Source organism: Nonomuraea sp. NPDC003754 (genome assembly GCF_053605785.1).
Genome location: NZ_JBSGJX010000023.1, coordinates 19,368 through 43,374 on the forward strand (window position 1 = coordinate 19,368; position 24,007 = coordinate 43,374).

Consider the following 24,007-nt stretch of genomic DNA (forward strand, 5'->3'; position numbering starts at 1 on the left):
CCCGGCAGCGCACCAGATCGTCCCGGCAGCGCGCCAGGTGGCCCCGGCAGCGCACCAGATCGTCCCGGCAGCGCGCCAGGTGGCCCCGGCAGCGCACCAGATCGTCCCGGCAGCGCGCCAGGTGGCCCCGGCAGCGCGCCAGGAGGTGCCGGCTCACGGGCGGCGGCGCAGCACCCACCACAGGCCGCCCGCCGCGAACACCGCCAGCCCGGCCGCCACCGACGCGGCCGGCAGGGTGAGCGCCAGCACCACGCACAGCGCCAGCCCCACCACCGGTACCGCCCGCGGCGGCGCGCCCTCGTCGCGGGTCAGGGTGAGCGCCGCCGCGTTGGCCACCGCGTAGTAGACGAGCACCCCGAACGACGAGAACCCGATGGCTCCCCGCAGGTCGACCGCCAGCACCAGCACGATCACCGCCGCGGCCACCGCGAGCTCCGCCCGGTACGGCACCTGCCGCACGGGATGCACGGCGTCGAGGAATCCGGGCAGGTCGCGCTCCCTCGCCATCGCGAAGGTGGTCCGCGACACCCCGAGGATCAGCGCGAGCAGCGCGCCGAGGGCCGCCACCGCCGCGCCGGCCCTGACCACCGGCGCGAGCCATCCGGCGCCCGCCCCGATCACGGTGTCGACCAGCGGGGCGTGGGACGTGCCGAGCCTGGCAGGACCGAGCACGCGCAACGTGGCCAGCGCGACAAGCGTGTAGACGACGAGGGTGATGCCGAGGGCGATCGGGACGGCCCTGGGAATGGTCCGCTCGGGATCGCGCACCTCCTCGCCCAGCGTGGCGATGCGGGCGTAGCCGGCGAAGGCGAAGAACAGCAGCCCGGCGGCCTGCAGCACCTCCCAGGGGGCCACGGGGGCCTGCGGGACGGCAGGCAACGCGGTCGACGGCGCCTTGCCGCCGGTCAGGCCGGCGACCACCACGGCCGCCAGCACGGCGAGGACCAGCGCCACCATGATCCGTGCCGCCATGGCCGAGCGCTGGACGCCGAGGAGGTTGAGCACCGTCAACGCCACCACCGCGCCGACCGCCAGCGGGACGGCCAGGCCGGGGGCGACGTACGCGCCGAAGGTCAGCGCCATCGCCGCGCACGACGCCGTCTTGCCGACCACGAAGCCCCACCCGGCCAGGTATCCCCAGAACGGGCCGAGCCGCCGCCTGCCGTACACGTAGGTGCCGCCGGACTCGGGGTGGCGGGCGGCGAGCCTGGCCGAGGAGGTCGCGTTGCAGTAGGCGACGACGGCGGCGAGCGCGAGCGCGAGCAGCAGCAGGGGGCCCGCGGCGGAGGCGGCGGGCGCGAAGGCGGCGAAGACCCCCGCGCCGATCATGGCGCTGAGCCCCACGACGACCGCGTCGCCGGTGCCCAGCCGCCGCGCCAGTCCTGACGTCATCCGCCGTCCCTTCCGCAGAGCCCGCGACAGCACCCGAGGTCCGGGCGGGAACCACTGTGCCTCATCGCGTCTCACCGCCCCGGAGGCGGGGCGGGGTCAGGCCGTGGTCCCCGGCGGCTCCGCCGACGACACGCCGGACTTCGGGGACTCCTTCGACGGCACACCGCTCTCCCGGGACTCCGCCGACGGCACGCCGCTCTCCGCGCCCTCCGGGGACGGCACGCCGCTCTCCGCGCCCTCCGGGGACGGCACGATCAGCACGGGCCGTCCGGCGTGGTGCAGCACCCGGTCGGAGGTGCTGCCCAGCAGCAGCGACCGCACCCCGCCCAGCCCCCTGGTCCCGGTCACGATCAACGTGGCGTCCAGTTCCTGCGCCACGTCCACGATCGTCGACCACACCGCCGGCGAGTCGGGCTCGCAGCGCGCGGTGGCCTCCAGCCCCGCCTGTCTGGCCAGCTGCGCCCCCTGCTCGGCCAGTTCCCTGGTGGCCTCCTGGATCGCCGCGTCCTCGGCCGTGGTGTCGATCGGCACCATCATCCCCGCCGAACCCCTCATCGAGGCGAGCGCCAGCCGTTCCCACACGCTGAGCACGACGGCCCGCTGCCCCTTCAGCAGGCTGCCCGCGTAGGCGATGGCCGCCTTGGCGTCGTCCGAACCGTCATAGGCCACCAGAATGGTCATGTCCGTCTCCTCCCCATGTGGATCTCCACTCCTCCTATCCCGCGCTCCCCCTTTCACGCGCACGGCGGGCGTTCGTTTCAGGCGTGGTCGGGGGGTAGGCGACCTCCATGACCGTGACACAGTTCCGCGACCTCCCCCTCGCCGACCGCGACAGAGAATGGGACGCCGACGAGGCCGACAAGCGCGTCCGCGCCTGGGCGAAGGCCGAGGACGAGCCGAACGCGCAGTACCGCCAGGCCTTCGTCTGGTACGACGGGGACAACGCCGACGAGTTCGGCGCCTACAAGCTGCCCGTCGCGGACGTCATCGGTGGCTCGCTGAAGGCCGTCCCCAGGGCGGTCATGGCGGCCGGCGCCGTCGTCCAGGGTGCCAGGGGCGGGGTGAAGATACCGAAGGGCGAGGTGGACCGGGTCAAGTCACACCTCGCCAAGTACTACGCCTCGATGGGGGAGACGCCCCCGTGGGAGCGCTGACCATCTACGCGGCCAGCGACCGCGACGTCTGGACGGGAGCCGGCGCCGCCGGAGCGGCGTGCTGGACGGACACCAGCCGGTGAGCGCGGTGGCCGGTCGCGTGCGGCAGCCGTACCAGGTGGAGGCTCAGGAGCAGCAGCAGGCCGACCTCGGAGACCACCACGAGCCGCTGGGTGAGCCCGGCGGGGATCTCGGCGTTGCTCAGCGGGATCCCGAGCGTCCTGACCACGTAGGGGATGACGACCAGCACCAGCGCGGCCAGCGCGACGCCGCTGAGCGCCTTCATCGCCCGCGGGTAGCACACCTTGGCCCTGGCCAGCAGCAGGCCCGCCGCCGGCATCACGAGGAAGGCGACGAATCCCGCGTAGCGGTGGATCCCGCCGGACAGGGACAGCGGCAGTCCCGGCCGGTCGGTCGGGAAGACACCGATGAGGAACATGCACACGCCCCATGCCGCCACCAGGGCCACGACCCTGCGGTCGGCGCCCGACCTGCGCAGCGCGGCGGCGACGAAGGCCGCCCCCACGGCGAACAGCGTCAGCGACGCGGGGAGCAGCCACCCGATCGGGTGGAAGGCGTACTCGCTGATCAAGGTGTGCATCGGGTCGAGCCCGGCCTCGGTCTGCAGCGTGAGCATCGCGCCGGCGCCCGTGCCGAGCGCCGCGAATCCACCGATGAGCAATCCCTTCATGCCCTTTACGCTCGCGGAACACGGCTCCGCCGAGTATCGGAGATCGGCCCCACGCGGCCCCTGAACCGACCCTTACGACCGAGGGAGGATCATCCCCCGCATCACCCCGATGACCTGGTGCGAGGCGACCCTGGGTAGGGTCCGCCCCCTCAGGGTGGGTACAGCCGGCCACCGGCGGTTTGACTTCGAGCGCACTCGAAGGGCGACCCTGGAGTCATGACGGCGTCGCCTCCCGGATCGCCGAGCTGACCCAGGACCTCGAGGTCCTGGACTACAAGATCAACCTCTACCAGGAGATGTCATGACCTCCAGGATCGGGCTCGGCTGCATGGGCATGTCCGAGTTCTACGGCACGGCCGACGACGACGAGTCGATCGCCGTCATCCACCGCGCCCTCGACCTTGACGTGAACTTTCTCGACACCGCCGACATGTACGGCATGGGGCACAACGAGGAGCTCGTCGGCCGAGCCATCAAGGGCCGCCGCGACGAGGTGTTCCTCGGCACCAAGTTCGGCGTCAGGCGCGAGGGCGGCACGCGCAGCATCGACAACACCCCCGCCTACATCCGCCAGGCCTGCGACGCGTCGCTGCGGCGTCTCGGAGTCGACCACATCGACCTCTACTACATGCACCGCCGTCACCCGGACGTCCCGATCGAGGAGTCGGTCGGCGCCATGGCGGAGCTGGTCGAGCAGGGCAAGGTGCGCCGTCTGGGCCTGTCGGAGGTGACGGCCGACACCCTGCGCAGGGCGCACGCCACGCACCCGATCCACGCCCTGCAGAGCGAGTACTCCCTGTTCACCAGGGGCATCGAGGCGGAGATCCTGCCCACCGCGCGCGAGCTGGGCGTCAAGCTGGTGGCCTACTCCCCCATCAGCCGCGGCCTGCTGAGCGGCGCGCTGCCGCCCGCCGACCAGCTCGCCGCCGACGACTTCCGCAGGGTCAACCCCCGGACCTCGGGCGAGGCCGCCGCGCACAACGCGCGGCTGGTCGAGCGCGTCGCCGCGGTCGCCGCCGAGGTGGGCTGCACGCCCGCGCAGCTCTCGCTCGCCTGGCTGCTGGCCCAGGGCGAGGACGTCATCCCCATCCCCGGCACCAAGCGGCTGAGGTATCTGGAGGAGAACGCCGCGGCGGCGGCCGTCACGCTCACCGCCGGCCAGATCGACGCGCTGTCGGGTCTGGCGGAGGCCGTCGAGGGCGCCCGTTATGCCGATATGTCATCGGTAGAGAACTAATGTCCGTCTAGCGGGTGATGTCGGCCCCTGGAGCAGCGCCTTACAGTCGGGACCCATGAGGCTCGACTGGGCGATCGCCGCCATTGTGGCCGTGTTCTCGCTGGCCGAGGAGATCGGCGGCCGTACCGGCGAGCCCGACCGCACCCACCCGGCGCTGTGGATCGGGCTCGCCCTCGCGAGCGCGGTCCTGGTGGCCGTACGGCGCCGCATCCCGTTCACCGCGCTGGCCGTCTACAGCGTGGCCGGTGGCCTGGCCATCCCGCTGTCACAGGAGATGCTCGGCGCCTGGCAGTTCTACGTGGAGCTGGTGCTGCTCTTCACCGTGATGGCGGAGGTCCCGCGCGCGAACTGGCGCGCGCCCGCGGCGCTCGCGCTGGCGCTCGGCTTCCTCAGCCTCATGGTCTTCGCCGACACCGCGCCCGTCGGTCCAGGCGATGTGGCCATCGCCCTGGTGATGACCGGCGTGGCGGCGGGAGCGGGCGTGGCGGTCCAGCGTTACCGGGAGGTCGCCGCCCAGGCACAGGAGCGCGGGGCCCTGCTGGCCAGGGAGGCGGTCAACGAGGAGCGCAACAGGATCGCCCGCGAGCTGCACGACATCGTCGCCCACAGCGTCAGCGTCATGGTGATGCAGTCGGGTGCGGTACGCCGCCGCCTGCTCGAGGAGCAGGCGCGCGAGCGGGAGGCGCTGACGGCCGTCGAGGAGGCCGGTCGCGAGGCCGTCCACGAACTGCGACGCATGCTGGACGTGCTGCGGTCGGGCCCCGAGAGCGCGGTCAACGTCCCGCAGCCCAGCCTCGCCCGGCTGGAGGAGCTGGTGGAGCAGGTTCGCGTGGCGGGCCTCGACGTGAAGCTCGACGTGCGCGGCGCGCCGGTGCCGCTGTCGGCGGGGCTCGAGCTGTCGGCCTACCGGATCATCCAGGAGGCGCTGACCAACACGCTCAAGCACGCCGGACCGACCAGGGTGCTGGTCGCGGTCGCGCACCGGCGCGGGGAGCTGGCCCTCGAGGTCACCGACGAGGGGCCGGCGCCGGGCCACGAGCCGCCCGAGCGGCGCGGGCTCGGTCAGGGGCTCATCGGCATGCGGGAGCGGGTGGCGCTGTTCGACGGGCGGCTGGAGGCTCGTCCGGTGCCCGGCGGCGGGTTCACCGTCCGGGCCACGCTGCCCGCCTGATCAGGCTCGTCGCCGCCACCAGCCCGGCTGTGACGGCCGCGATCAGCGGCACGGCGACGGGGGTGGCCGCGGCCAGGAGCACCAGGACCGCGGCCAGGAGGAAGGCGGCGCTGTCGGCGCGGCCGTAGCGGTGCGGGCGGATGTGCAGCGCCCACACCGCGATCAGGAAGATCGCGACGGGGACGGCCATCGCCAGGCCGGCCTGCGTGCGGGTCAGCGCGCTCTCGCCGGTGACGAAGGCGACCATCACCTCGATGCCCCCGCCGACGGCCCCCACCGAGGCGAAGATCACGTAGTGGCCGTAGCCCCAGCGGAGCGCCGCCTTGCTGGAGGTGAGGATCTCGTGGGTCTCGGGCTCGAAGTAGATCCACCACAGCGAGAAGACGATCACCAGCGCGGCGGCGGCCACCACGATCAGCGACGGCTTGGCGCCCTCGTGGGACAGCGCGTTCTGCACCGAGACGGTGGCACCCAGGACGTTCTCGCCCATCATGATGATCGTGAACAGGCCATAGCGCTCGGCGATGTGGTGCGGGTGCCAGGAGGTGCGGGTCCCCCGCTCCCCCCACACCGGTACGGCCAGCTCGATCACCACACCGAGCGCGAACACCGGCAGCACCAGCGTCGCGGGCGTCACGAACAGGACGGCCCAGTAGACCATCGCCAGGCAGATGCCGAGCGCGTAGCGCCGCGCCGCCCGCCGGTGCGGAAGGTCTCCGGCGGCCGCGCGCAGCCACTGGCAGGCCATGGCCGCCCGCATGATCAGATAGCCGAACCAGACGATCCGGTAGTCGTGCCGCTCGAAGGCCGCCGGTACACCGGCCGCCAGCACCAGCACGCCCGACATCTGCACCAGCGTCATGACGCGGTAGACCCAGTCGTCGGTGTCGTAGGCGGAGGCGAACCAGGTGAAGTTCATCCACGCCCACCAGATGGCGAAGAACGCCGTCAGGTAGCCGGTGAGCGCCTCACCCAGGTGCCCGGCCGACAGCGCGTGCGCCAGCTCGCTGACCGCGAAGGAGACCGCGACGACGAAGAACAGGTCGAAGAACAGCTCCAGCGGGGTGGCGACGCGGTGCGGCTCGTCGGTCGCGCGTCCTCGCATGGAGCGCAGCAGGATCATGCCGCCGCCCTACCAGGTCACCCCGGCCGGTCGAAATAGGCGCGTACCACGGTCGCGCCCTCGCGCGTGTGGATGCGGACCAGGTCGCTGAGCAGGTTGACGATCAGCAGGCCGCGCGAGCCGGGGGTGCTGGGATCCACGGGCCGCCGGCCGGCGAGCGGGTCGGTGATGTGCCCCGCGTCGCTGACCTCGCAGACCATGCGGCCCTCTTCGTGCCACAGCCGCAGCACGCCCGCGCCGCCCCCGTGGTCGAGACTGTTGGCGCCCAGCTCGGAGACCGTCAGCTGGACGTCGTCGAGGCGGGTGCCGGTCAGGCCGGCCGCCGTCGCCCACTCGTTGGCCAGGTGCCGTACCTGGCCCAGGTTGGTGCTGTCGAAGCTGAGCGCGACGGCGGCGGGCGGCTCGTAGAGCGGCACGTTGTAGCCCTCGATCACGCGCATGGGGGCGTAGGCGGTGCTCGCCCGCTCCCCTTCGGCGTCCTGGAGCAGGGGGTGGGTGAGCGCGGCGTCGTCGAGGATCTCGGGCTCGAGCCGCTTGGCGTCGTAGGGGCAGACGATGGTGGCGCGGCGCCCCTGGAAGGCCAGGTTGATCAGCGCCTCGTGCTGGGCGCAGGCGGGGTACTCGGTGCCGGTGCGGCCCGCCCAGATGGGCTCGCCGACGATCCGTACGTGCCGGTCCGGATAGTGGTCGGCGAACTCGCGCAGCACCCCGGGAATGATCCGGCCCGGATTGCGCCCCACGACGGTCATGTCCAGCATGCGCACCCGCTGCGCCTCGTCGCCCAGCTCGTCCCTGATCAGCTCGAGGTTGGGGCCAGGTACGGAGACCGCGACCGGCTCACCGGCCGCCAGCCCAGCGCGGATGAACGGTACGGTGCCCGAGAGGTACTCCCGGTCGTCCTCGTAGAAGAACGCCGGGTGCACGAACGCCATACCTGTGACGTTACCGCGAGAGGGTGAGTTACACCTGATCATCGGGTAATACAGTGGTACGTCCCACTGGAAGGATTCCACTAGGTGAAGAAGCTCCAGCTGGTCCCCCGGCCGCGGCCCCCACGCCGCCCCCTCCCCCTCGACCTGCGCACTCCCTCCGGCAGGCCCCTCCCCTTCTGACCCCCGAGCGATCCGATGACCGATCGACGGATACGCGCGCCCGACGCCGGTCGCGAGCGGGTCGCGCGTGGCGGTCGCGGTCAGCGCGGCCGGCACGAGCGCGAGGGGGAATGACCGCCATGTCACGGCGTCCAGCCGTGGCGTAAGTCGGTGTGACGGGTGATGTAAGCGCGATGTAAGTGAATATCAAGTCTGCCCCCATAATGTCCCTTCTGCTGGTCATCCAACGAAGGGCACAGAATGCGTTTCCTCAAGCGGGCCATCACCGTTTCCGCGGCCACGCTGACCCTCGCGGGGCTCACCGCCTGCGGCGCCGTGGGCACCGCCGTGGACTGCACCACGGCGTCGAACGAGGCCACCAAGATCATGAACGAGTGGTCCGGCAGCCTCGCCAAGGCCGTCACCGACCCGGCCGCCATGGAGAAGGCGTCCACCGAGGCCGCCGACAAGACCAAGGCGCTCGCGGCCAAGTACGACGGCGAACTCGCGTCGGCCCTCAACGACCTGGCCTCCAGCTTCGACAGCATCAAGGGGCTCCAGGACGCCTCGAAGCTCACCGAGTTCACCACCAAGATCAACGGCTTCAGCACCAAGATCCAGAGCGCCTGCTCCTGATGAAGCTCCCGGCCGCCGCACCGCCTGCGGGGGGCAGTGCGGCGCGGCGGCCGCGGTCCGGCGCCCTGCTTGTCTACCCTTGTCCGCTGTGCTGTCCCTTGTGCGCCTGACGACCCCTCCCCGCCTGTGGCTGTCCCTGCTCTGCGCGGCCGCGGCCGCCGCCTACTCCCTGCTCGGACTGGTCAGGCTCGCCACCTTCCACGCCACCACGTTCGACCTGGTCATCGTGGACCAGGCGGTGCGCGGCTACTCCCGTCTCGGCCCGCCGTACATCCCCGCGGTGGGCAGCTTCCACGGCCGCGGCCTCGACTACCTGCAGCTCGCCGACCACTTCTCGCCGATCTACGCGCTGCTGGCGCCGCTGTACTGGATCCATGACGGCCCGGCCACGCTGATCATCGCCCAGGCCGTCCTGTTCGCCGCCGCCATCCCCTTCCTGTGGATGTTCACCCGCAGGGTCCTCGGGACGGTTCCCGCCTACCTCGTCGCCTTCGCCTACGCCGTGTCGTGGCCGATCGCCCAGGCCGCCGCGTTCGACGCGCACGAGGTGATGTTCGTCCCGCTGCTGACCGCGATCATGATCGAGCGCTACCACGCGGGCCGGCCGCTGCCCGCGTTCCTGGCGCTGCTGGCCCTCCTGCTGGTCAAGGAGGACATGGGCCTGGTGGCCATCGGCGCCGGCCTGTGCCTGGTGGTGCTCGGCGACCGGCTGCGCGGCCTGCTGTGCGTCACGGTCGGCCTGGCCTGGACCGTGCTGGTGCGCGGCGTGCTGATCCGGCTGGTCGGCGGCGACACCGGCGACTTCTGGGCCTACGGGCACCTGGGGCCCGACGTGCCGAGCGCCCTGCTGCACATGCTGGGCGACCCGCTCGGCACGCTGGCGCTGCCGTTCAGCGAGGAGGCCAAGGTCGACACGCTCCTCCTGCTGGCCTGGCCGACGCTCATGCTGTGCCTGCTGTCGCCGATCTCGCTCATGGCGCTGCCGCACATCCTCGAACGCATGCTGTCCGACAGGTCGCCGTGGTGGCAGGCCGACTTCCAGTACAGCGCCTTCACCGTGATCATCCTCTTCTGCGCCGGCGTCGACGGGCTCTCCCGGCTGCTGCGCTGGATCAAGGGCCCGGACGCGCTGAAACTCGCGTGGTCGGTCGGCGTCGCCGCCGTCGCCCTCACCCTGGTCCCCCGCTTCGCCCTGGATCAGCTCGCCCGCCCGGCCTTCTACCGCGCCGACCCCGAACACGTGCGGGCCGCCGCCGAGGCCGTCTCCCGGGTGCCGTCGGGCGTGGTCGTCGAGGCCGCCAACTCGCTCGGCCCCGCCCTGACCTCGCGGGCCACCGTCCTGCTGTGGGACCACCAGCCCCGCTGGGCGCCGTGGGTGGTGGCCGACGTGGCCCGCTGGGAGTATCCCCACGGCTCCCCCGCCGCCCAGGCCGAGCGCGTCGCGCTGCTGCTGTCGTCGGGCTACGAGAAGGTCTTCGAGCGCAACGGCTTCGTCGTGCTGCGCAAGACGGACGGCACTCAGCCGATGGCCGACGAGTAGCAGCGCTCGAAGCCCTCCAGGATCAGCGGCCACGATCCGGCCGTGGGCGGCGTGGCGCGGTTGTGCTCGGCGATGGACTCGCGCAGTGCGGTGTCGGTCGACAGGCGGACCACGGCCGACACCAGGTCGTCGAAGGAGCGGCCGAGCAGCCCTTCCTTGCCGTGCTTGACGAAGTCGGCCACGCCGCTCTGGCTGCGCGCCACCACGGGCAGGCCCGCCGCCCGCGCCTCCAGGGCGGCGATCCCGAACGACTCGCGGGGCGCGGGGGCGATGAACAGGTCGGCCGAGGCGAGCACCTTGGCGATCTGCGCGCGGGTGTGACGGCCGGGCAGCGAGACCCAGGTGTTCATGCGGTTCGCGGCGAGGAAACGCTCCATGGAGCCGCGCGCCGGGCCCTCGCCGATGACCGTGGCCCGCATCGGGACGTGGGCGGGCACCCTGGCGCGCGCCTCCCGCAGCAGCCTCAGCAGGCGGACGGGCTGCTTGCGGGGCGCGAACCTGCCGACCGCCACGATGTGCACCTCGCCGTCCTGCGGCGGGCCGCCGCCCACGGGGCGCCAGCCCGAGACGTCGAGCCCGTTGGAGACGACGTGGACGGGCGTGCCCCGCCCCGCCACCGCGCGGATCGGGGCGGCCGCCGCGTTGCTGACGGTGGTGGCGACCAGCCCCCACCGATGCCACTCGAAGACGAACCTGAGCGCGGTGTAGAGGGCGCGGGTGGCCGGGTCCCACATGCTGTGCACCGTCACCACGACGGGCAGGCCCGCCCTGACGGCCGCGCGCACCCCCATCCACGCGAACGGCGAGACGGCGCCGGCGTGCACGTGCACCACGTCCGGCCGGCTCGCCGTCATGAGCCTGGTGAGCTTGCCCACACCTCGAGGGTGCACGGGCAGGTCGAACGGCATCCTCGCGACGATCCTGTGGACGCCGGGAAGCGCCTCCCCCCTGGTCGCGGTGGCCACCTCGACGGTGTCGCCGGCCTCGCGCTGCATCCTGACGAGGTCCGCGACCTGCACCTCGATGCCCCCGAGCCGTGGAAGGTAACAGTCGCTGACGTGAAGGATCCGCACCCGTCCCACACTAATCTGACCTTGTGCCACCACGTACCGCTGTGTTCTTCCACGCACACCCCGACGACGAGGCCCTGCTGACAGCAGGCACGATGGCGATGCTCGCGGCCGAGGGCCACCGGGTGGTGCTGGTCGTGGCCACCGCCGGAGAGCGCGGCCTGGCCGACACCGAGAAGGGCGAAGCGCTCGGCGAGAGGCGGATCAAGGAGCTGTACGAGTCCGCCGCGGTGCTCGGCTGCGCCCGCGTGGTGTGCCTCGGCTACGGCGACTCGGGGCTGAGCCCCACGGGCGGCATCGCCGAGGAACGCCCCGACAACGCCTTCATCGACGCCGACTCCGAGGCGGCCGCCGAGGCACTGGCCGCCGTGCTGGAGGAGGAGAAGGCCGACCTGCTGTCGATCTACGACCCGGCGGGCGGCTACGGCCATCCCGACCACGTGCAGGTGCACCGGGTGGGCAGGCGGGCCGCGCAGATCGCGGGCACGCCCATCGTGCTGGAGGCCACCGTCAACAGGGACCCGCTCCTTCGGGCGCTGCGGCTGGCCGGCAAGGTCTACACCTTCCCTCCCGAGTTCGACCTCAGGACCTTCGAGAGCGCCTACACCGCGGGCGACCAGATCACCCACCGGGTCAACGTCAGGAAGTTCGCCCGGCAGAAGAGGGCCAGCATGACCGCCCACGCCTCGCAGGCCAGCGGCGGCGACAGCGACAGGACGCTGGCCGTCCTGCTGAAGATCCCCGGGCCGCTCTACCGGCTGGTCTTCGGCACCGAGTGGTTCGTCCGCCGCGACCTGCCTCCGGGCACCCGGCTCAAGCACCCCTTCGACGAGGCACCGTGAGAGACGAAGCATCGTGAGAATCGCCCGTTTCCTCCTTCAGGACGACGCTCAGCACCCGCGAGCCGGGGCAGGGTGGTATCGATGAAGAACTCATGGCTCCGGATCACCCTGTCGGTCGTCTCGCTGGGGCTGGCGGCGACGCTCGTCGTCTACCTGCCGCAGATCGTCCAGACGCTCACCGGCAAGAAGGTCTCGTGGGCGGAGATCGGCGCGATCTTCGCGGCGATGCACCCCGGTGTGATCGCGCTGATGGCCGCGGTGTGGCTGGCGAGCCTGTTCGCCTACACCTTCGTGCTGACGAACTCGCTGCCCGGCCTGAACAACCTGCAGGGCCTCACGCTCAACGCCGCGGGCAGCGCGGTCAGCAACCTGCTGCCCTTCGGCGGGGCCGCGGGGGTGGCGCTGACCTTCGCCATGGCCAGGAGCTGGGGTTTCGGCAACCGGGCCATCGTGGTGATGACGCTGGTCAGCGGCATCTGGAACACCATGTTCAGGTTCCTGCTGCCCGCCGTCGGCATCATCGCGCTGCTGATCGCGGGCGAGGCGCCCAACCCGACCGTGGCCAACGCCGGGTGGATCGGCGCCCTGTCGATCCTCTCCCTCGTCGCGGTCGTGGCGGCCGCGCTGTACTGGGATCGCGCCGCCGCGCTGCTCGGCCGCGCCCTCGACGCGCTGGTACGGCCGACCCATCTCAAGTTCTCGGCGTCCGCCGCGCTGGAGCGGCTCCGCAGGGACACCGCGGGCGTCGTCAGGACCCGGTGGGCGCGCCTGTCAGCCGGCATGACCGCCTTCCTGGTGCTGCAGTGGCTGATCATGATCTGCTGTATGCAGGCCACCGGCGCGTATCCTGGTCTTGCACAATCGATCGCAGTCTTCGCGCTGTCCCGGGTTCTCACCGCGGTCCTGGTCACACCCAGTGGCGCGGGGCTCATGGAGGGGGGTGTCGTGTTGCTGCTGACGACCGCCTTCGGCGTGGACGTCGCCGCCGCCACGGCCACCGCGCTGCTGTTCGGTTTCTGGACGTACACTGTCGAAATCCCTTTCGGCGGGCTGGCTCTCGGCGCATGGGCACTGCTGGGCAGGAACCGCAGGACTCGTCAGGAGAGCCGACACACGAACATGGAAACGCAGCCGTGACCATCGCGAACATGACAAAGACCTTGTGCGTGATTCGGAAGCACACATAGCGTGGCGGCTGACATGGTGGCGTTCCGGGTTCTGGGGCCAGTCGAGGCGTACGAAAGCACCAGCGACGACGAACTCGACCTCGGCGGGTTGCGGCAGCGGGCCGTACTCGCCCGCCTTCTCGTGGCCAGAGGGCAGGTCGTGCCTGTTGACACCCTGCTCTACGACCTGTGGGACGACGACGCGGCCAAGGGCGCGCAGTCGGGCCTGCAGGTCTACATCTCCCGCCTGCGCAGGGTGCTCGAGCCGGGCAGGCCGCGCGGCGGGCCCAACAGGCTGCTGGTGACCGTCGCCTCGGGCTACGCGCTGCGGGTGGCGCCTGAGCAGGTCGACGCGCTGCGCTTCGAGCAGCTGGTCAGGGCGGCGGGCGAGTACCTCGACACCGACGACCCGCAGTCGGCCAGGGCCAGCCTCGGCAAGGCGCTCGGGCTGTGGCGCGGCACGCCGTACTCCGACTTCGCCGACCAGCCGTGGGCGGAGGCCGAGGTCAACAGGCTAGCCGAGCTGCGGCTGGTGGCGCGCGAGCGCTACGCCGACACGGGCCTGCGCCTGGGCATGCACGCCGAGACGGTGCCGGACCTGGAGGCGATGACCGGCGAGAACCCGCTGCGTGAGGAGGGCTGGCGGCTGCTCGCCCTCGGCCTCTACCGGTGCGGCCGGCAGGGTGACGCGCTGGCGGCGCTGCGCAGGGCGCGCGGCATCCTCGCCGACGAGCTGGGCATCGACCCGGGTCCCGCGCTGCGCAAGCTGGAGTCCGACATCCTGGCCCAGGCGCCCGACCTCGAACTGGCCGCCGTGCCGCGGCCCGCCAGGCAACCGGCGCCGGTCGCCGACACGTGGCCGCCGCGGGCGACCACGGCGGTCGAGCCGCCCCCGCTGGAGCCCGAGCCGTTCATCGGCCGTGACGCCGAGCTGTCCAGGCTGACCGGCGCGGCCGCCAGGACCGGGCGCTTCGAGGTGGCGATCGTCGCCGGCGACGCGGGCGCGGGCAAGACGACGCTGCTGCGCCAGCTGGAGAGCAAGCTCAAGGGCGACGGCTGGACCACCGCGTCGGGCGCCTGTCCCGACTCCAGCGCGACCCCGCCCGGCTGGGCGTGGGTGGAGATCCTGCGCAGCCTGGTCGAGGAGAACGGCGCCGGCGAGTACGGCCAGCTCCTCGCGCCGCTGCTCGACGACAGCGAGAGCGACCCCGACGAGGACGAGGCGTCGGGCGGGTTCCGGCTGCACCGCGCGGTCGGCGGCTACATCGCGGGCGTGGCTCGCCGCTCGCCCGTGCTGCTCACGGTGGAGGACCTCCACTGGGCCGACGACCAGACGCTCGCGCTGCTCAGGGCGCTGCCGAGCCTGCTGGCCACCAGCAGGGTGCTGCTGGTGGTGACCTGCCGCGACAGCGAGCTCGACGACCGGCAGTCCGACGTGCTGGCCGCGCTGGCCCGGCTGGGGCCGGTCAGGGTGAGCCTGTCGGGTCTCGACCCGAAGGCGGTGGCCGAGCTGGTGCGGGCCACCTGCATACGCGAGGTCGACGAGGACGCCGTCGAGTCGATCGTCGAGCGCACCAGGGGCAACCCGTTCTTCGTGCGTGAGACCGTGCGGCTGCTCGACGCCGAGGCGGTCGGCGAGCGCGCGACCGCCGCCGAGGTGGCCTCCCAGGTTCCCTCGGGCGTGCGCGACGTGCTGCGGCGGCGCATCTCGCGGCTGCCGGAGCGGGCTCAGCAGATCCTGCTGCAGGCCGCGGTGATCGGCCGCGACGTGGACGTCGACGTGCTCGTGGAGGTGTCGGGCGACGAGGACGCGGTCGTCGACGCCGTCGAGGCGGCGCTGCTGGCCGGCCTGGTCACCGAGCCGGGCCCCGGGATGCTGCGCTTCGACCACGACCTGGTGCGCGACACCGTCTACTCCGACGCCTCCCGGCTGCGCCGCACCAGGCTGCACGCCGCCGTCGCCAACGTCATCGAGCAGCGCAGGCCCGCCGAGGTGGCGGCGCTGGCGCACCACTTCTTCGTCGCCGACGTCGCCGACAAGGCCGTCCACTACGCGGGGCTGGCCGCGGAGCAGGCGGAGCGGCGCTACGCCCACCGCGAGGCCGCGACGCTGTGGGAGCAGGCCATCGCCGCCTTCGACCGCACCGGCAGTCGCGACACGGCCGAGCGGCTCAAGCTGATGCTCGCCCAGATCAAGGCGCTGGCGCTGTGCGGCGACATGACGGCGGCCAGGCTGAAGCGGCGCGAGGCGATGGACCTGGCGCTGCCGCTGAACAACCCGGTGCTGACGGCCAAGGTGGCCGCGGCGCTGGCCGTACCGCACAAGGGCATGGCCCGCGACTTCACCCGGACGGCGTGGGAGATCGTCGACGTCACCGAGCGGGCGCTGATCGAGCTGCCGGAGGGCGAGCAGACGCTGCGCGCCAGCCTGCTGACCACCCTCGCGCTGGAGCTCGAGGGATCGTCGGCGCCCGAGCGCGGCCGGCAGGCGTCGCTGGAGGCCCTGGAGCTGGCCAGGCAGAGCGGCGACCCGACGCTGCTGGCCGCGGCGCTGAGCGGCCGGCTGCGCCAGTCCTACGACATCCCCGCGGTCGACACCCGCGAGAGCATCGGCCGCGAGCTGCTGGAGGTCGCCCAGCGCTCGGGGCAGATGGCGGTGCAGGCGCTGGCCCACCTGGTGCTGCTGGAGTGCGCCGCGGCGCGCGGCGAGTTCTCGGTCTCCGACGAGCACGCGCGGGCCGCCGAACGGCTGGCCAAGCAGTACGACCTGTCCGCTCCGGCCGCGGTCGTGGCCTGGTACGAAGGGCAGCGGCTGATGATCGCCGGCGACTACGCCGGCGCCGAGCGGGCCTACCGCGAGGCGGCCAGGATGACGGCGCGGGCCGGCATGCTGGAGGGCCGCCAGGACCTGCCGCTGATCACCACGTTCTGCCTGCACCTGGTCGACGGCAGGGCCGCGGAGACGGTCGACCTCCTCGGCGAGGCCCACCAGCGCGGCGCCAAGTGGACCCTCGACGCCTACGCGCTGGCCCTGGCTTCGGCGGGCCATCTCAAGGACGCCAAGGCGGTGGCCGCGACCAAGCCGCCGGTGCGGCCCGACTTCCTGTACGAGCTGGCCATGACCTGGCGGGCGCTGGCGGGCATGCTGCTCGACGACCGCGAGCGGATGGTCGACTGCTACGACAAGCTGAAGCCGTTCGCCGACCGCATCGCGGGCGCCGGCACGGGCGTGGTGGCCCTGTGGCCGGTGGCGCTGACCCTCGGCGACCTGGCGGTCAGGCTCGACCATCCCGCCGCGGCCCGCGACCACTACCACAAGGCCCTGGAGGTGGCCAGGAGGGTCGGGGTGCAGCGGTGGGTGGAGGCGGCGCAGCGGGCCGTCAGCAACTCACCAGGATCCGATCCGACCTGATCGGCCGTTCCGTGCCGGCGACGCGCAGCTCGATGCGGTACCAGCCCGGGTTGTCCTGGACGCTGAGCTGCCACTTGACGGTCCTGCGCGCGCCGGCGAAGCCGGCGTGCTCGGCCTGGTAGGTCCTCCACGATCTGGTGGCCGCGCTCCATCTGGTCAGCCGCCAGTGGTACATGAGGGTGCGACCCGCCTCGGGGTTGATCACCACGGAGCGGGCCAGGAAGTCCCTGTCGCAGGCGGCGCCCCTGCCGCTGAGCGGGCTGACGGTGATGGTGCCCGCCTCCGGATCGGCCTGCTCGACGATCGGCAGGACGGTGGCCGAGAGGGCCACGGTGGTCGTGGGTCGCGGCGTGGAGTTCGCGATGCCGTAGGCCGATGCGCCGGCGTAGGCGGCGGTGAAGGCGAGCGCGCCCACCAGGAGCCTGGCCGCCGTGGAGGATCCGGTTCCCAGGACCGCCTTGCTTCGCGTCCCCATGATCGCACCTCTTCTCGTTCAACCCTTTTGTACGGGAGAAGGGTTGAGATCGACTTGATGGCGGCTTGCAGGTGTCAGGGCGCTCCCCCTCGGCAGGTCCAGGGCGCGAGCCCGGGTAGCGTGGGAGGCGGGTGGCGCGGGTCGGCCAGATGACCTAAGGTTAGGCTGGCCTAAGAAATCTTTCGGGTGGTGGTGTCTGGTTATGCGGCAGATTGCGATCGCCATCCCCGACCCGACCCGCGCCTCGCTGTTCGGCCTGCCGTACTGGCTGATCGTGGTGGTCGGGGCGGTCGCGCTGTTCGGCGCGTTCCAGGCCTACTACTGGATCGGATTCAAGCTCGGCGACAAGCTGTACGAGTCGAGGTTCGGCGCGAAGCTTCCCCGCGAGCGCATCCGCGCCGTCGAGAGGGTCGTCGAGAAGTGGGGGGCGCTCGCCGTCTACGCATGCTTCTGGGTCCCCGTCCTGCGCCACACCCTGCCCTGGGTGGCGGGGGTGTTGCGCATCTCCTATCCCTGGTACGTCGTGGCCAGCGCGCTGGGCTGCCTGACCTGGGTGCCGGTGACCTCGTTCGCGCTCTACTCGGTGATCTGGGGCTGGCTGGAGCTGGCCACGCACTCCCCCCTCGCCGCCGCCGTCGCCGCGGTGATCGTGGTGAGCGCCGTCACGGCCTTCGTCATGTGGCGCAGGCGCCGCAGGAGCGAGAAGGCCCTCGCCGCCTGACGAGGGCCGGGCGCTCAGACCGCGGCGAGCGTCGTGTCGTCCACCGTCGCGTCGGGGGCGTTCTTGCGGACCGACTCGATGCCGTTGATGCAGGCCGCCTTGGTGGTGTACCCCTCGCTGACCGCGATGGTCTGGCCGTTGCCCGCGACCAGCTTGAAGCGGAACTCCCCGCGCCCGTCCTTGGTGATGACGAACTTGCCTGCCATGGCGATCTCCCCCGATATGACGGTTCTAGGGGTCAATTACCCGCGTCTCCGACCGCGTTTTCCCGCCATAGGGTCAAGTTCCGCATATCAACCGGTGATCACCTGTCACGATGTCTGTCATGCGTATAGGGGGTATTCGACTACTGACCGCCGCCGCGGCGCTCACCCTGCTCGTGGGGTTCTCCCCGCCGACTCAGGCGGCGACACGTGCGGCCGGCGCGCCGCAGGTGAAGGCGCGGATCGGCTACGTCGTGGACTCGGCGGGGACCGTCCACGTCGCCAAGCGGGAGACCCGCAGGGTGCCCGTCGCCAGCCTGGTCAAGGTCATGACCGCCTACGTCGTCCTGCGCGAGGGCGACCTGGGCGACGTGGTCACCATCACCAAGGCCGACGTACGGCACGCCGCCGACAACGGCGCCACCAGCGCGAGGCTGCGCACCGGCGAGAAGGTGACGGTCAGGGATCTGCTCTACGGGTTGATGCTGCCCTCGGGGGCCGACGCCGCCAACGCGCTCGCCCGCACCTACGGCCCCGGCACGGCCGCCTTCGTCGCCAAGATGAACGCCGCCGCCCGCGGCCTGGGCCTGGCCGACACCCTCTACACCAACGCCGACGGCCTGCCGGCGCCCAGGAACGGCGGCTACTCCACCGCCGTCGACCAGGCCAGGCTCGCGAAGGTCGCGCTGGAAAACGCGACGTTCAGGACCGTCGTGTCCCAGAAGACCTACAAGCTCGCCAAGACCGCCGTCCACCGCGCCCACACCTGGACGAACACCAACAAGCTGCTGGGTGAGAGCGAGGGTGTGATCGGCGTGAAGACCGGCTACACCGCCAAGGCCGGCTTCTGCCTGCTGTTCGCCGCCGAACGCCAGGGCCGGCGCGTCATCGGCGTGCTCCTGGGCGACCAGGACTCCCGCCGCTTCGCCACGGCGGCCTCGCTGCTCGACTACGCGAGCGAGCAGATCGCCACCACGAGCCCCTGACGGATGACGGCGCGGCGGCGGCACCGAGCGGGTCGCCGCCGCGCCGGGACCTCCACGGGCGATCGTCATGCCGAGCGACCGCCGCGACGGCACCCGGCGCCATAATCTGGAGACAGCTCAAGCGCACGCCATCGGGATCCTGGAGACGCGGCCGGAGGAAGACGTGCCATTGGGAGCGCGCAAGCAGTCGTCGAGGAGCTCGGGATGGAGCGCTCCCCGCAGGCAGTGGCCGGACCGGGTGGCCGCTGTCGTGATCTCACCCTTCAGCGTCATCTGGATCTCACGGGGCCCGTCACGGCGGGTGCGGCTGGGGCGCTTCCTCGTCGTCCTCTACATCACCAACGTGATGTGGAAGGTCTGGGAGATCTACCAGAGCAACCCGGCGGGGTTCATGCCGTACGTGCGGGGAGAGAAGGACGTGCTGCCGCTCCTCTATCTCCCGCCGCCGCTGGTCACGAAGTCAAACTTATCGCCCTGGATCGACCGGCCGCTGCTGGCGATCATGCTCGTGGTCCTCTTCTGGGCGGTCGGTCCGCACAACGTGCTGAAGGTGGCCCTCTATCTGCTGATCGTGCTCGGCATCGCGATGGCCGCGCCGATCAGCCGCGTGTCGGTCAACGCCGCCGTCGAGTCGGCGATGGCGTGGTGGCTCCAGACCGCGTGGCCGTGGCTCGCGCAGGCCGCCGTGAGTTCCTGGACGGCGCTCGCCCTCGGCCTGCTGCTGGCGGCCGCCTGCCTGGTGGGCTTCACCGCCACCTGCCTCGCGGTCGTCCACCTGGCCAGGGAGCTGATCGCGGACGAGATGCACCCGCGGGACGTGGCGCGGTGTTTCGGCGTCGTCGTCGCGGGCGCGATCGCCGCCGGTGTCATCGTCGAGCTGGCCGCCTGGTCGGTGCACCTCATGCGGCACGTCTACGCCTTTCCCGACTGGCTGCCCTTCCTCTGGACCGTCTTCCTGGCGGGCCTGGCCGCCACCACCGCCGTGACCGCGGACATGGTCGCCGGCCAGGGGCCCGGCGACGGCGACCGTTCCGCCGGCGCCGCGACCCCCGCCCGGCGTCGCCGCGCATGAGCCCGTGGCCGGGTGTCCGCCTTCCTGATCTCTTTCGACCGCGCTAGCCGGAAACGCCGGCCCGGCCGTTCTCGAGGTGACCCATCAGCCGGCGGTGAAAGGACGGGTCCTCGGCGACGGTCAGCCGCAGGTCGTACCAGCCTGACGTGGTGTCCCAGGAGATGACCGTCCGCTCTCCCGGCGCGACCGCCGCGTCCCGCCGACCGGCGTCGTAGGCGAGCGCTTCGAGGGTGAACGTCAGCGGGGCAGGGCCCGGGTTGCGGATCGTCATCGTGAGCCGGTGCCCGTCACCGCGGGAGGACACCGCCACGTCGGCGGCCGGGCCCGCGCCCGACCCGGCGAACTCGCGCCGGAAGCCGTTCGGGCCGGTGAGAAGCAGCCGGTAGGCGCCGCTCTCGACGGGGACGGTGAGGGACAGCGTGCCGAGCACGTCGCAGTGGCGCGGGAACCGGAACTCCCCGGCGTACGGGTAGAGGGCGAAATGGCTGCCCCGCTCGCCGGCGTCGGTCATGGTGACGATCAGCTCGTCCCCCGCCAGGACGGCGGACGCCTCCGGCCGGTAGGGCAGTGGCCGGGCAGGCCGGGTGCCGGGCTCCTGCGTGGCGAGCCGTCCCACGGTGGGCGGCGTGGCAGGCCAGCGCACCCGGAACGGTGGCACGACGACTCCCGCACCCGCCTGCGGCGCTTCCCCGGCCGCGCCGGCTTCCGGCAGGACGGCCTGCGGCACCCCCGCGCCGGTGCCCGCGTCCGGTGTGGGGGGCGCGGGCGCGTCGAAGTCGAAGGCCGAGGTGAGGTCGCCGGCGACGCGGCGTCGCCACGAGGTGATGTTGGGCTCCGCGACGCCGAGCCAGCGTTCCACGAAACGGATCGTGGACGTGTGGTCGAACACCTCCGAGCAGACGTGCCCGCCGATCGTCCACGGTGACACGACCGTCATCGGCACCCGGTAGCCGAGCCCGATCGGAAGCCCGTCGACGAACTCGTCCTCGGTGCCCTCCGGGGGCAACGGTGGCGGCACGTGGTCGAAGAAGCCGTCGTTCTCGTCGAAGGTGAGGAAGAGCGCGGTCCGCTCCCACACCGAGGGATGCGAGGCGAGCGCGTCCAGGATGTCGTAGACGAGGTTGGCGCTGTGGGCCGGGCTGGACGGGTCCGGGTGCTCGGAGTACGCCTCCGGCGCGACGATGTAGGAGACCTGCGGGAGCCGTCCCTCGGCCACGTCCGCGCGGAAGGAGGCGGCGAGCCGCCCGGGCTCGACCCTGGACAGCCCGCGCTCGTAGGCGTCGAGGTCGGCAGGGGACAACTCCGCGACCCCCTTCCGCAACGCCCCGAGCATCTCCTCCCGATCGGTCGCGGGGAGCCGGAGCAGGGAGGTGTAGAAGGAGTGCAGGCTCCGGTGGGGTGTGTGCGCCAGGGCCCTGCGCGCGACCTCCTTGAAGGAGACGAAGTAGTCCAGCGAGTTGCACTGGTAGTTGTCCCACTCCTGGTAGACCCGCCAGGTACGGCCCGCCGCCGTCAGCCTCTCCGGGTAGGACGTGTGCGTGTAGCCGGGATGGGTGTCCTCCTCGCAGGCGTCGTTGCCGGTGGTGCGCCGCCCTGACGGCTCGATCCCCGCGGTGCCTGACCAGTGGTAGAGCCGGTTGGGGTTCGTCGGCCCGAACATCGAGCAGTGGTAGGCGTCGCACAGGGTGAAGGCGTCGGCCAACTCGAACTGGAACGGCAGATCGCCGCGGTCGAAGTGGACCATCGCGCCGGGCCCCTTGCCCGCGATCCAGCCGTCCTGCCAGCCGCCGCCCCGCGTCCGCTGCCCCGTGTCCCACTCGTGGTCGACGCCCTGCACGTACTGGAGGTCGCCCTCGGTCAGGTCCCGGCCGCCGGTCCCGGCGCGCACCGGGAAGGGCAGCACGCCGGACTGGTCGAACACCGGTCGGCCGTCCGGCAGCGTGATGGCGTTACGGTCACCGAACCCGCGCACTCCACGCAGTGTGCCGAAATAGTGGTCGAAGGAGCGGTTCTCCTGCATGAAGAACACGACGTGCTGGAGGGAGCCGAGCCCGCCGGGCGGCACCGGCCGGGCCAGCGCCGCCCGCAGGGAGGGGGGAAGAGCGGACAAGGGACAGCGGCCTTTCAGAGTTTGCGGCAGTACAGGGCGTCCGGCGTGCCGTAGCGTCCGACGCTGTAGGAGAATGCGATCCCGGCGGCGTACTCGTCGGAGGCGCACTGCGCCTTGCGGTAGCCGTAAGCGTAGTCGCCGCCCTCACCGGAGGCGGGACGGCTGTCGCCCCGGTCGTCCCACAGCGTCCGTCCTGCCCCGGCGAGCGGGACCCGCCCGGGAGCGCAGAGGACGGCCGAGACCCGGTCGCCGCGCAGGCTGTAGCCGTTCATGAACTGGCCCGCGGGGCACTGGTACTTGGTGAACCCCGACGCCCAGTCGGTCGTGACGTTCTCACTGGTCACCACGGTCGCCGGGCCGGAGGCCCACAGGTCCGCCGCTCCGGCGTCGGTGCACAGGCCGCCCTGGCCCTTCTGGCTGACGCCGATCAGGCGCTGGTCGTCAGGGCATGACAGCTTGCGCGCGCCCGAGTCCCAGTCTCCCTGGGCCCGCATCCGCGCCGACTGGTTCGCGTCGTCGTGGATGGCCCGCAGCATGGACCAGGTGCGGACAGGGGCGACCGCCCCGGTGTGTCCCGCGGCGGCGATCAGGCGACGCCAGTGCGCGCCCCGCCAGTCGCCGGTGTCGAGCACGCTGCGCAGCCCGCCGTCGGCCGAGTAGCGGACGAGGCCCCAGGTGTTGCCCTGGTCGTTCTCCTGGAAGCCGACCATCGGCCAGTACGCGAACTCCACGTCGGTGTCGATGAGGAAGTCGACCATGGCGGCGAACCAGGCCTTGTCCTTGTCGGTGGCGGACTTGCCGACGCCGAACTCGCTGATCCACACGGGGGCGGTGAAATGCCGGTCCGGCGTGGTCGCCACGTAGGTGGAGGTGTCGCGCATGACGGCGAACAGGTCGGAGCGGCTCAGATCGCGGTAGCGGGGGTCGTGGGTCTCCCCGAGGCCTTCGGCGCCGGTGTGCTGCGGGCCGGTGTAGCCGTAGAAGTGCGCGGCGTAGACCAGTTTGTGCGAGCGGACGAGGGTCTGCGAGAGCGTGCTGACCGGCTTGAGGAGCGGTCTGTCGTGCCAGACCCCGTCGAGCGGGATCCCCGACCAGTTGATCCCTTCGATCATGATGAGCAGATCCGGGTTGGCCTCGGCGAGGATGCGATCACCGGCCCGCTGGGCGGCGGCGGCCCAGTCGTGGTCGTCGCCCGAGCCCCAGTTGGGATTGTCCCAGGTGTCCCGGCGCACCTCGTTGCGCAGGTCGGCGCCGACGACCCGGTTGTTGGCACGGTACCGCCTGGCCATGAACACCCAGTCGTCCAGCCACTTCTGGGTGCTCTGGCTGCTGTTCCACCGCTCGTTGCCGTCGACGCCGCAGCACCAGCGGGTGGTGGTCGTGTGGTTGTTGAGGATGACGGCGAGCCCGTCGGCGGTGAGCGCCTCGACGACCTTGTCGTAGACCTGGAGCGGGGTGAGGCCGCGCAGGTCCGGGTTGGCCGCCACGCCGGCGTCGGTGACGGGTCGCGCGTCGTTGATCATCGCGTTGGAGAACGGCAGGCGGACGCTGTTGACGCCGAGCGCGCGGAAGTCCGCGATCAGCCTGCTCATCGGGACGCGGTCCAGGCCGAGCGGGACCCGGTGGGAGGTCTCCGAGGCGTAGTTGTTGGCGGGGTCCTCGTCGTCGCCGCTGCCGGTCCAGGTGCCGCTGGCGCCGTGCCAGTTGCCGGACCGCAGCTTGAACCGCTTGCCCGTGGCGTCCACGATGTAGCGGCCCCGGGTGCTGAGCGGTCCCTCCCAGGACGCCGCGAGGGGAACCGGCTCGGCGGCGGACGCGGAGGAGGGGATCACGGCCAGGCCGCTGACAGCGGTGGCGAGGACGGCTAACAGTGCTCTGATTCTCATGAGGCACCTCGGAGGGGAGAGTGACGCGC

General features: G+C 71.9%; 22 protein-coding genes. 12 read left to right on the forward strand and 10 right to left on the reverse strand.

Annotated features, from left to right (window positions below; all coding sequences use genetic code 11):
• Window positions 1-153: 153 nt before the first annotated feature.
• The gene (locus tag ACWEVS_RS26650; RefSeq protein WP_452553890.1) at window positions 154-1,392 is read right to left on the reverse strand and encodes an APC family permease; all 1,239 of its coding nucleotides are present in this window, start codon (window positions 1,390-1,392) and stop codon (window positions 154-156) included.
• 96 nt (window positions 1,393-1,488) lie between these two features.
• Window positions 1,489-2,073, reverse strand: coding sequence for a universal stress protein (locus ACWEVS_RS26655; protein ID WP_452553891.1), 585 nt, complete (start codon window positions 2,071-2,073; stop codon window positions 1,489-1,491).
• Between the two features lie 107 nt (window positions 2,074-2,180).
• Here ACWEVS_RS26655 and ACWEVS_RS26660 point away from each other — a divergent pair, with 107 nt between their 5' ends.
• Window positions 2,181-2,546 (forward strand): hypothetical protein, encoded by a 366-nt coding sequence (locus ACWEVS_RS26660; protein WP_354913545.1) that lies wholly within the window; start codon window positions 2,181-2,183, stop codon window positions 2,544-2,546.
• Between the two features lie 4 nt (window positions 2,547-2,550).
• On the opposite strand, the gene ACWEVS_RS26665 is transcribed toward ACWEVS_RS26660, so the two are convergent.
• Entirely contained in the window at window positions 2,551-3,237 is a 687-nt protein-coding gene (locus tag ACWEVS_RS26665) for a DUF998 domain-containing protein (RefSeq protein ID WP_354913547.1), read from the reverse strand.
• A 179-nt stretch (window positions 3,238-3,416) separates the two neighbouring features.
• Between ACWEVS_RS26665 and ACWEVS_RS26670 the strand changes: the two genes are divergently transcribed.
• From ACWEVS_RS26670 to ACWEVS_RS26680, 3 genes are read left to right on the forward strand one after another with little or no spacing between them, the layout of a single operon-like run.
• Window positions 3,417-3,542, forward strand: coding sequence for a hypothetical protein (locus tag ACWEVS_RS26670; RefSeq protein WP_452553892.1), 126 nt, complete (start codon window positions 3,417-3,419; stop codon window positions 3,540-3,542).
• Window positions 3,539-4,474, forward strand: a complete 936-nt coding sequence (locus tag ACWEVS_RS26675) for an aldo/keto reductase (protein WP_449917278.1) — start codon at window positions 3,539-3,541, stop codon at window positions 4,472-4,474. Before ACWEVS_RS26670 ends, ACWEVS_RS26675 begins: the two co-directional genes overlap by 4 nt.
• A 55-nt stretch (window positions 4,475-4,529) precedes the next feature.
• On the forward strand, window positions 4,530-5,645 hold the full coding sequence (locus ACWEVS_RS26680; protein WP_449917280.1) for a sensor histidine kinase: 1,116 nt from the start codon (window positions 4,530-4,532) through the stop codon (window positions 5,643-5,645).
• On the opposite strand, the gene ACWEVS_RS26685 is transcribed toward ACWEVS_RS26680, so the two are convergent.
• Together ACWEVS_RS26685 and ACWEVS_RS26690 are read right to left on the reverse strand one after the other, a co-directional pair.
• Window positions 5,617-6,768, reverse strand: a complete 1,152-nt coding sequence (locus ACWEVS_RS26685) for a low temperature requirement protein A (protein ID WP_452412612.1) — start codon at window positions 6,766-6,768, stop codon at window positions 5,617-5,619. The genes ACWEVS_RS26680 and ACWEVS_RS26685 overlap by 29 nt on opposite strands.
• Window positions 6,769-6,785: 17 nt before the next feature.
• Entirely contained in the window at window positions 6,786-7,700 is a 915-nt protein-coding gene (locus ACWEVS_RS26690) for an anti-sigma factor RsbA family regulatory protein (protein ID WP_449917285.1), read from the reverse strand.
• A 420-nt stretch (window positions 7,701-8,120) separates the two neighbouring features.
• Between ACWEVS_RS26690 and ACWEVS_RS26695 the strand changes: the two genes are divergently transcribed.
• Window positions 8,121-8,495, forward strand: coding sequence for a hypothetical protein (locus ACWEVS_RS26695; protein ID WP_354913559.1), 375 nt, complete (start codon window positions 8,121-8,123; stop codon window positions 8,493-8,495).
• 88 nt (window positions 8,496-8,583) lie between these two features.
• Window positions 8,584-10,035, forward strand: coding sequence for a DUF2079 domain-containing protein (locus ACWEVS_RS26700; protein ID WP_452412611.1), 1,452 nt, complete (start codon window positions 8,584-8,586; stop codon window positions 10,033-10,035).
• Here the strand turns inward: ACWEVS_RS26700 and ACWEVS_RS26705 are convergent.
• Window positions 10,014-11,108, reverse strand: a complete 1,095-nt coding sequence (locus ACWEVS_RS26705) for a glycosyltransferase family 4 protein (protein WP_452553893.1) — start codon at window positions 11,106-11,108, stop codon at window positions 10,014-10,016. The genes ACWEVS_RS26700 and ACWEVS_RS26705 overlap by 22 nt on opposite strands.
• Window positions 11,109-11,131: 23 nt before the next feature.
• Between ACWEVS_RS26705 and ACWEVS_RS26710 the strand changes: the two genes are divergently transcribed.
• The 3 genes from ACWEVS_RS26710 (at window position 11,132) to ACWEVS_RS26720 (ending at window position 16,525) form a co-directional block, all read left to right on the forward strand.
• A complete protein-coding gene (locus ACWEVS_RS26710) occupies window positions 11,132-11,947 on the forward strand; it encodes a PIG-L deacetylase family protein (protein ID WP_449917292.1) in 816 nt (271 codons plus the stop codon).
• Between the two features lie 81 nt (window positions 11,948-12,028).
• The gene (locus ACWEVS_RS26715; protein WP_354913567.1) at window positions 12,029-13,084 is read left to right on the forward strand and encodes a lysylphosphatidylglycerol synthase domain-containing protein; all 1,056 of its coding nucleotides are present in this window, start codon (window positions 12,029-12,031) and stop codon (window positions 13,082-13,084) included.
• 51 nt (window positions 13,085-13,135) lie between these two features.
• Window positions 13,136-16,525 carry a BTAD domain-containing putative transcriptional regulator gene (locus tag ACWEVS_RS26720; protein ID WP_449917296.1) on the forward strand — a complete coding sequence of 1,130 codons (3,390 nt, stop codon included), beginning with the start codon at window positions 13,136-13,138 and terminating at the stop codon, window positions 16,523-16,525.
• On the opposite strand, the gene ACWEVS_RS26725 is transcribed toward ACWEVS_RS26720, so the two are convergent.
• A complete protein-coding gene (locus ACWEVS_RS26725) occupies window positions 16,494-17,000 on the reverse strand; it encodes a hypothetical protein (protein WP_449917299.1) in 507 nt (168 codons plus the stop codon). The two genes, ACWEVS_RS26720 and ACWEVS_RS26725, sit on opposite strands and share 32 nt — an antisense overlap.
• 202 nt (window positions 17,001-17,202) lie before the next feature.
• Between ACWEVS_RS26725 and ACWEVS_RS26730 the strand changes: the two genes are divergently transcribed.
• Window positions 17,203-17,721, forward strand: coding sequence for a DedA family protein (locus ACWEVS_RS26730; RefSeq protein ID WP_354913573.1), 519 nt, complete (start codon window positions 17,203-17,205; stop codon window positions 17,719-17,721).
• A gap of 14 nt (window positions 17,722-17,735) precedes the next feature.
• Here ACWEVS_RS26730 and ACWEVS_RS26735 read toward each other — a convergent pair whose 3' ends face one another.
• On the reverse strand, window positions 17,736-17,927 hold the full coding sequence (locus ACWEVS_RS26735; protein ID WP_449917302.1) for a YegP family protein: 192 nt from the start codon (window positions 17,925-17,927) through the stop codon (window positions 17,736-17,738).
• A 119-nt stretch (window positions 17,928-18,046) separates the two neighbouring features.
• Between ACWEVS_RS26735 and ACWEVS_RS26740 the strand changes: the two genes are divergently transcribed.
• Window positions 18,047-18,910: a D-alanyl-D-alanine carboxypeptidase family protein gene (locus ACWEVS_RS26740; RefSeq protein WP_354913577.1), complete on the forward strand. Its 864-nt coding sequence runs from the start codon at window positions 18,047-18,049 to the stop codon at window positions 18,908-18,910.
• A gap of 67 nt (window positions 18,911-18,977) precedes the next feature.
• Window positions 18,978-19,982: a hypothetical protein gene (locus ACWEVS_RS26745; protein ID WP_449917305.1), complete on the forward strand. Its 1,005-nt coding sequence runs from the start codon at window positions 18,978-18,980 to the stop codon at window positions 19,980-19,982.
• A gap of 43 nt (window positions 19,983-20,025) precedes the next feature.
• Here ACWEVS_RS26745 and ACWEVS_RS26750 read toward each other — a convergent pair whose 3' ends face one another.
• On the reverse strand, window positions 20,026-22,092 hold the full coding sequence (locus tag ACWEVS_RS26750; protein ID WP_452553894.1) for a phosphocholine-specific phospholipase C: 2,067 nt from the start codon (window positions 22,090-22,092) through the stop codon (window positions 20,026-20,028).
• Between the two features lie 14 nt (window positions 22,093-22,106).
• Window positions 22,107-23,978, reverse strand: coding sequence for a glycoside hydrolase family 5 protein (locus tag ACWEVS_RS26755; RefSeq protein WP_452553895.1), 1,872 nt, complete (start codon window positions 23,976-23,978; stop codon window positions 22,107-22,109).
• Between the last annotated feature and the right edge of the window lie 29 nt (window positions 23,979-24,007).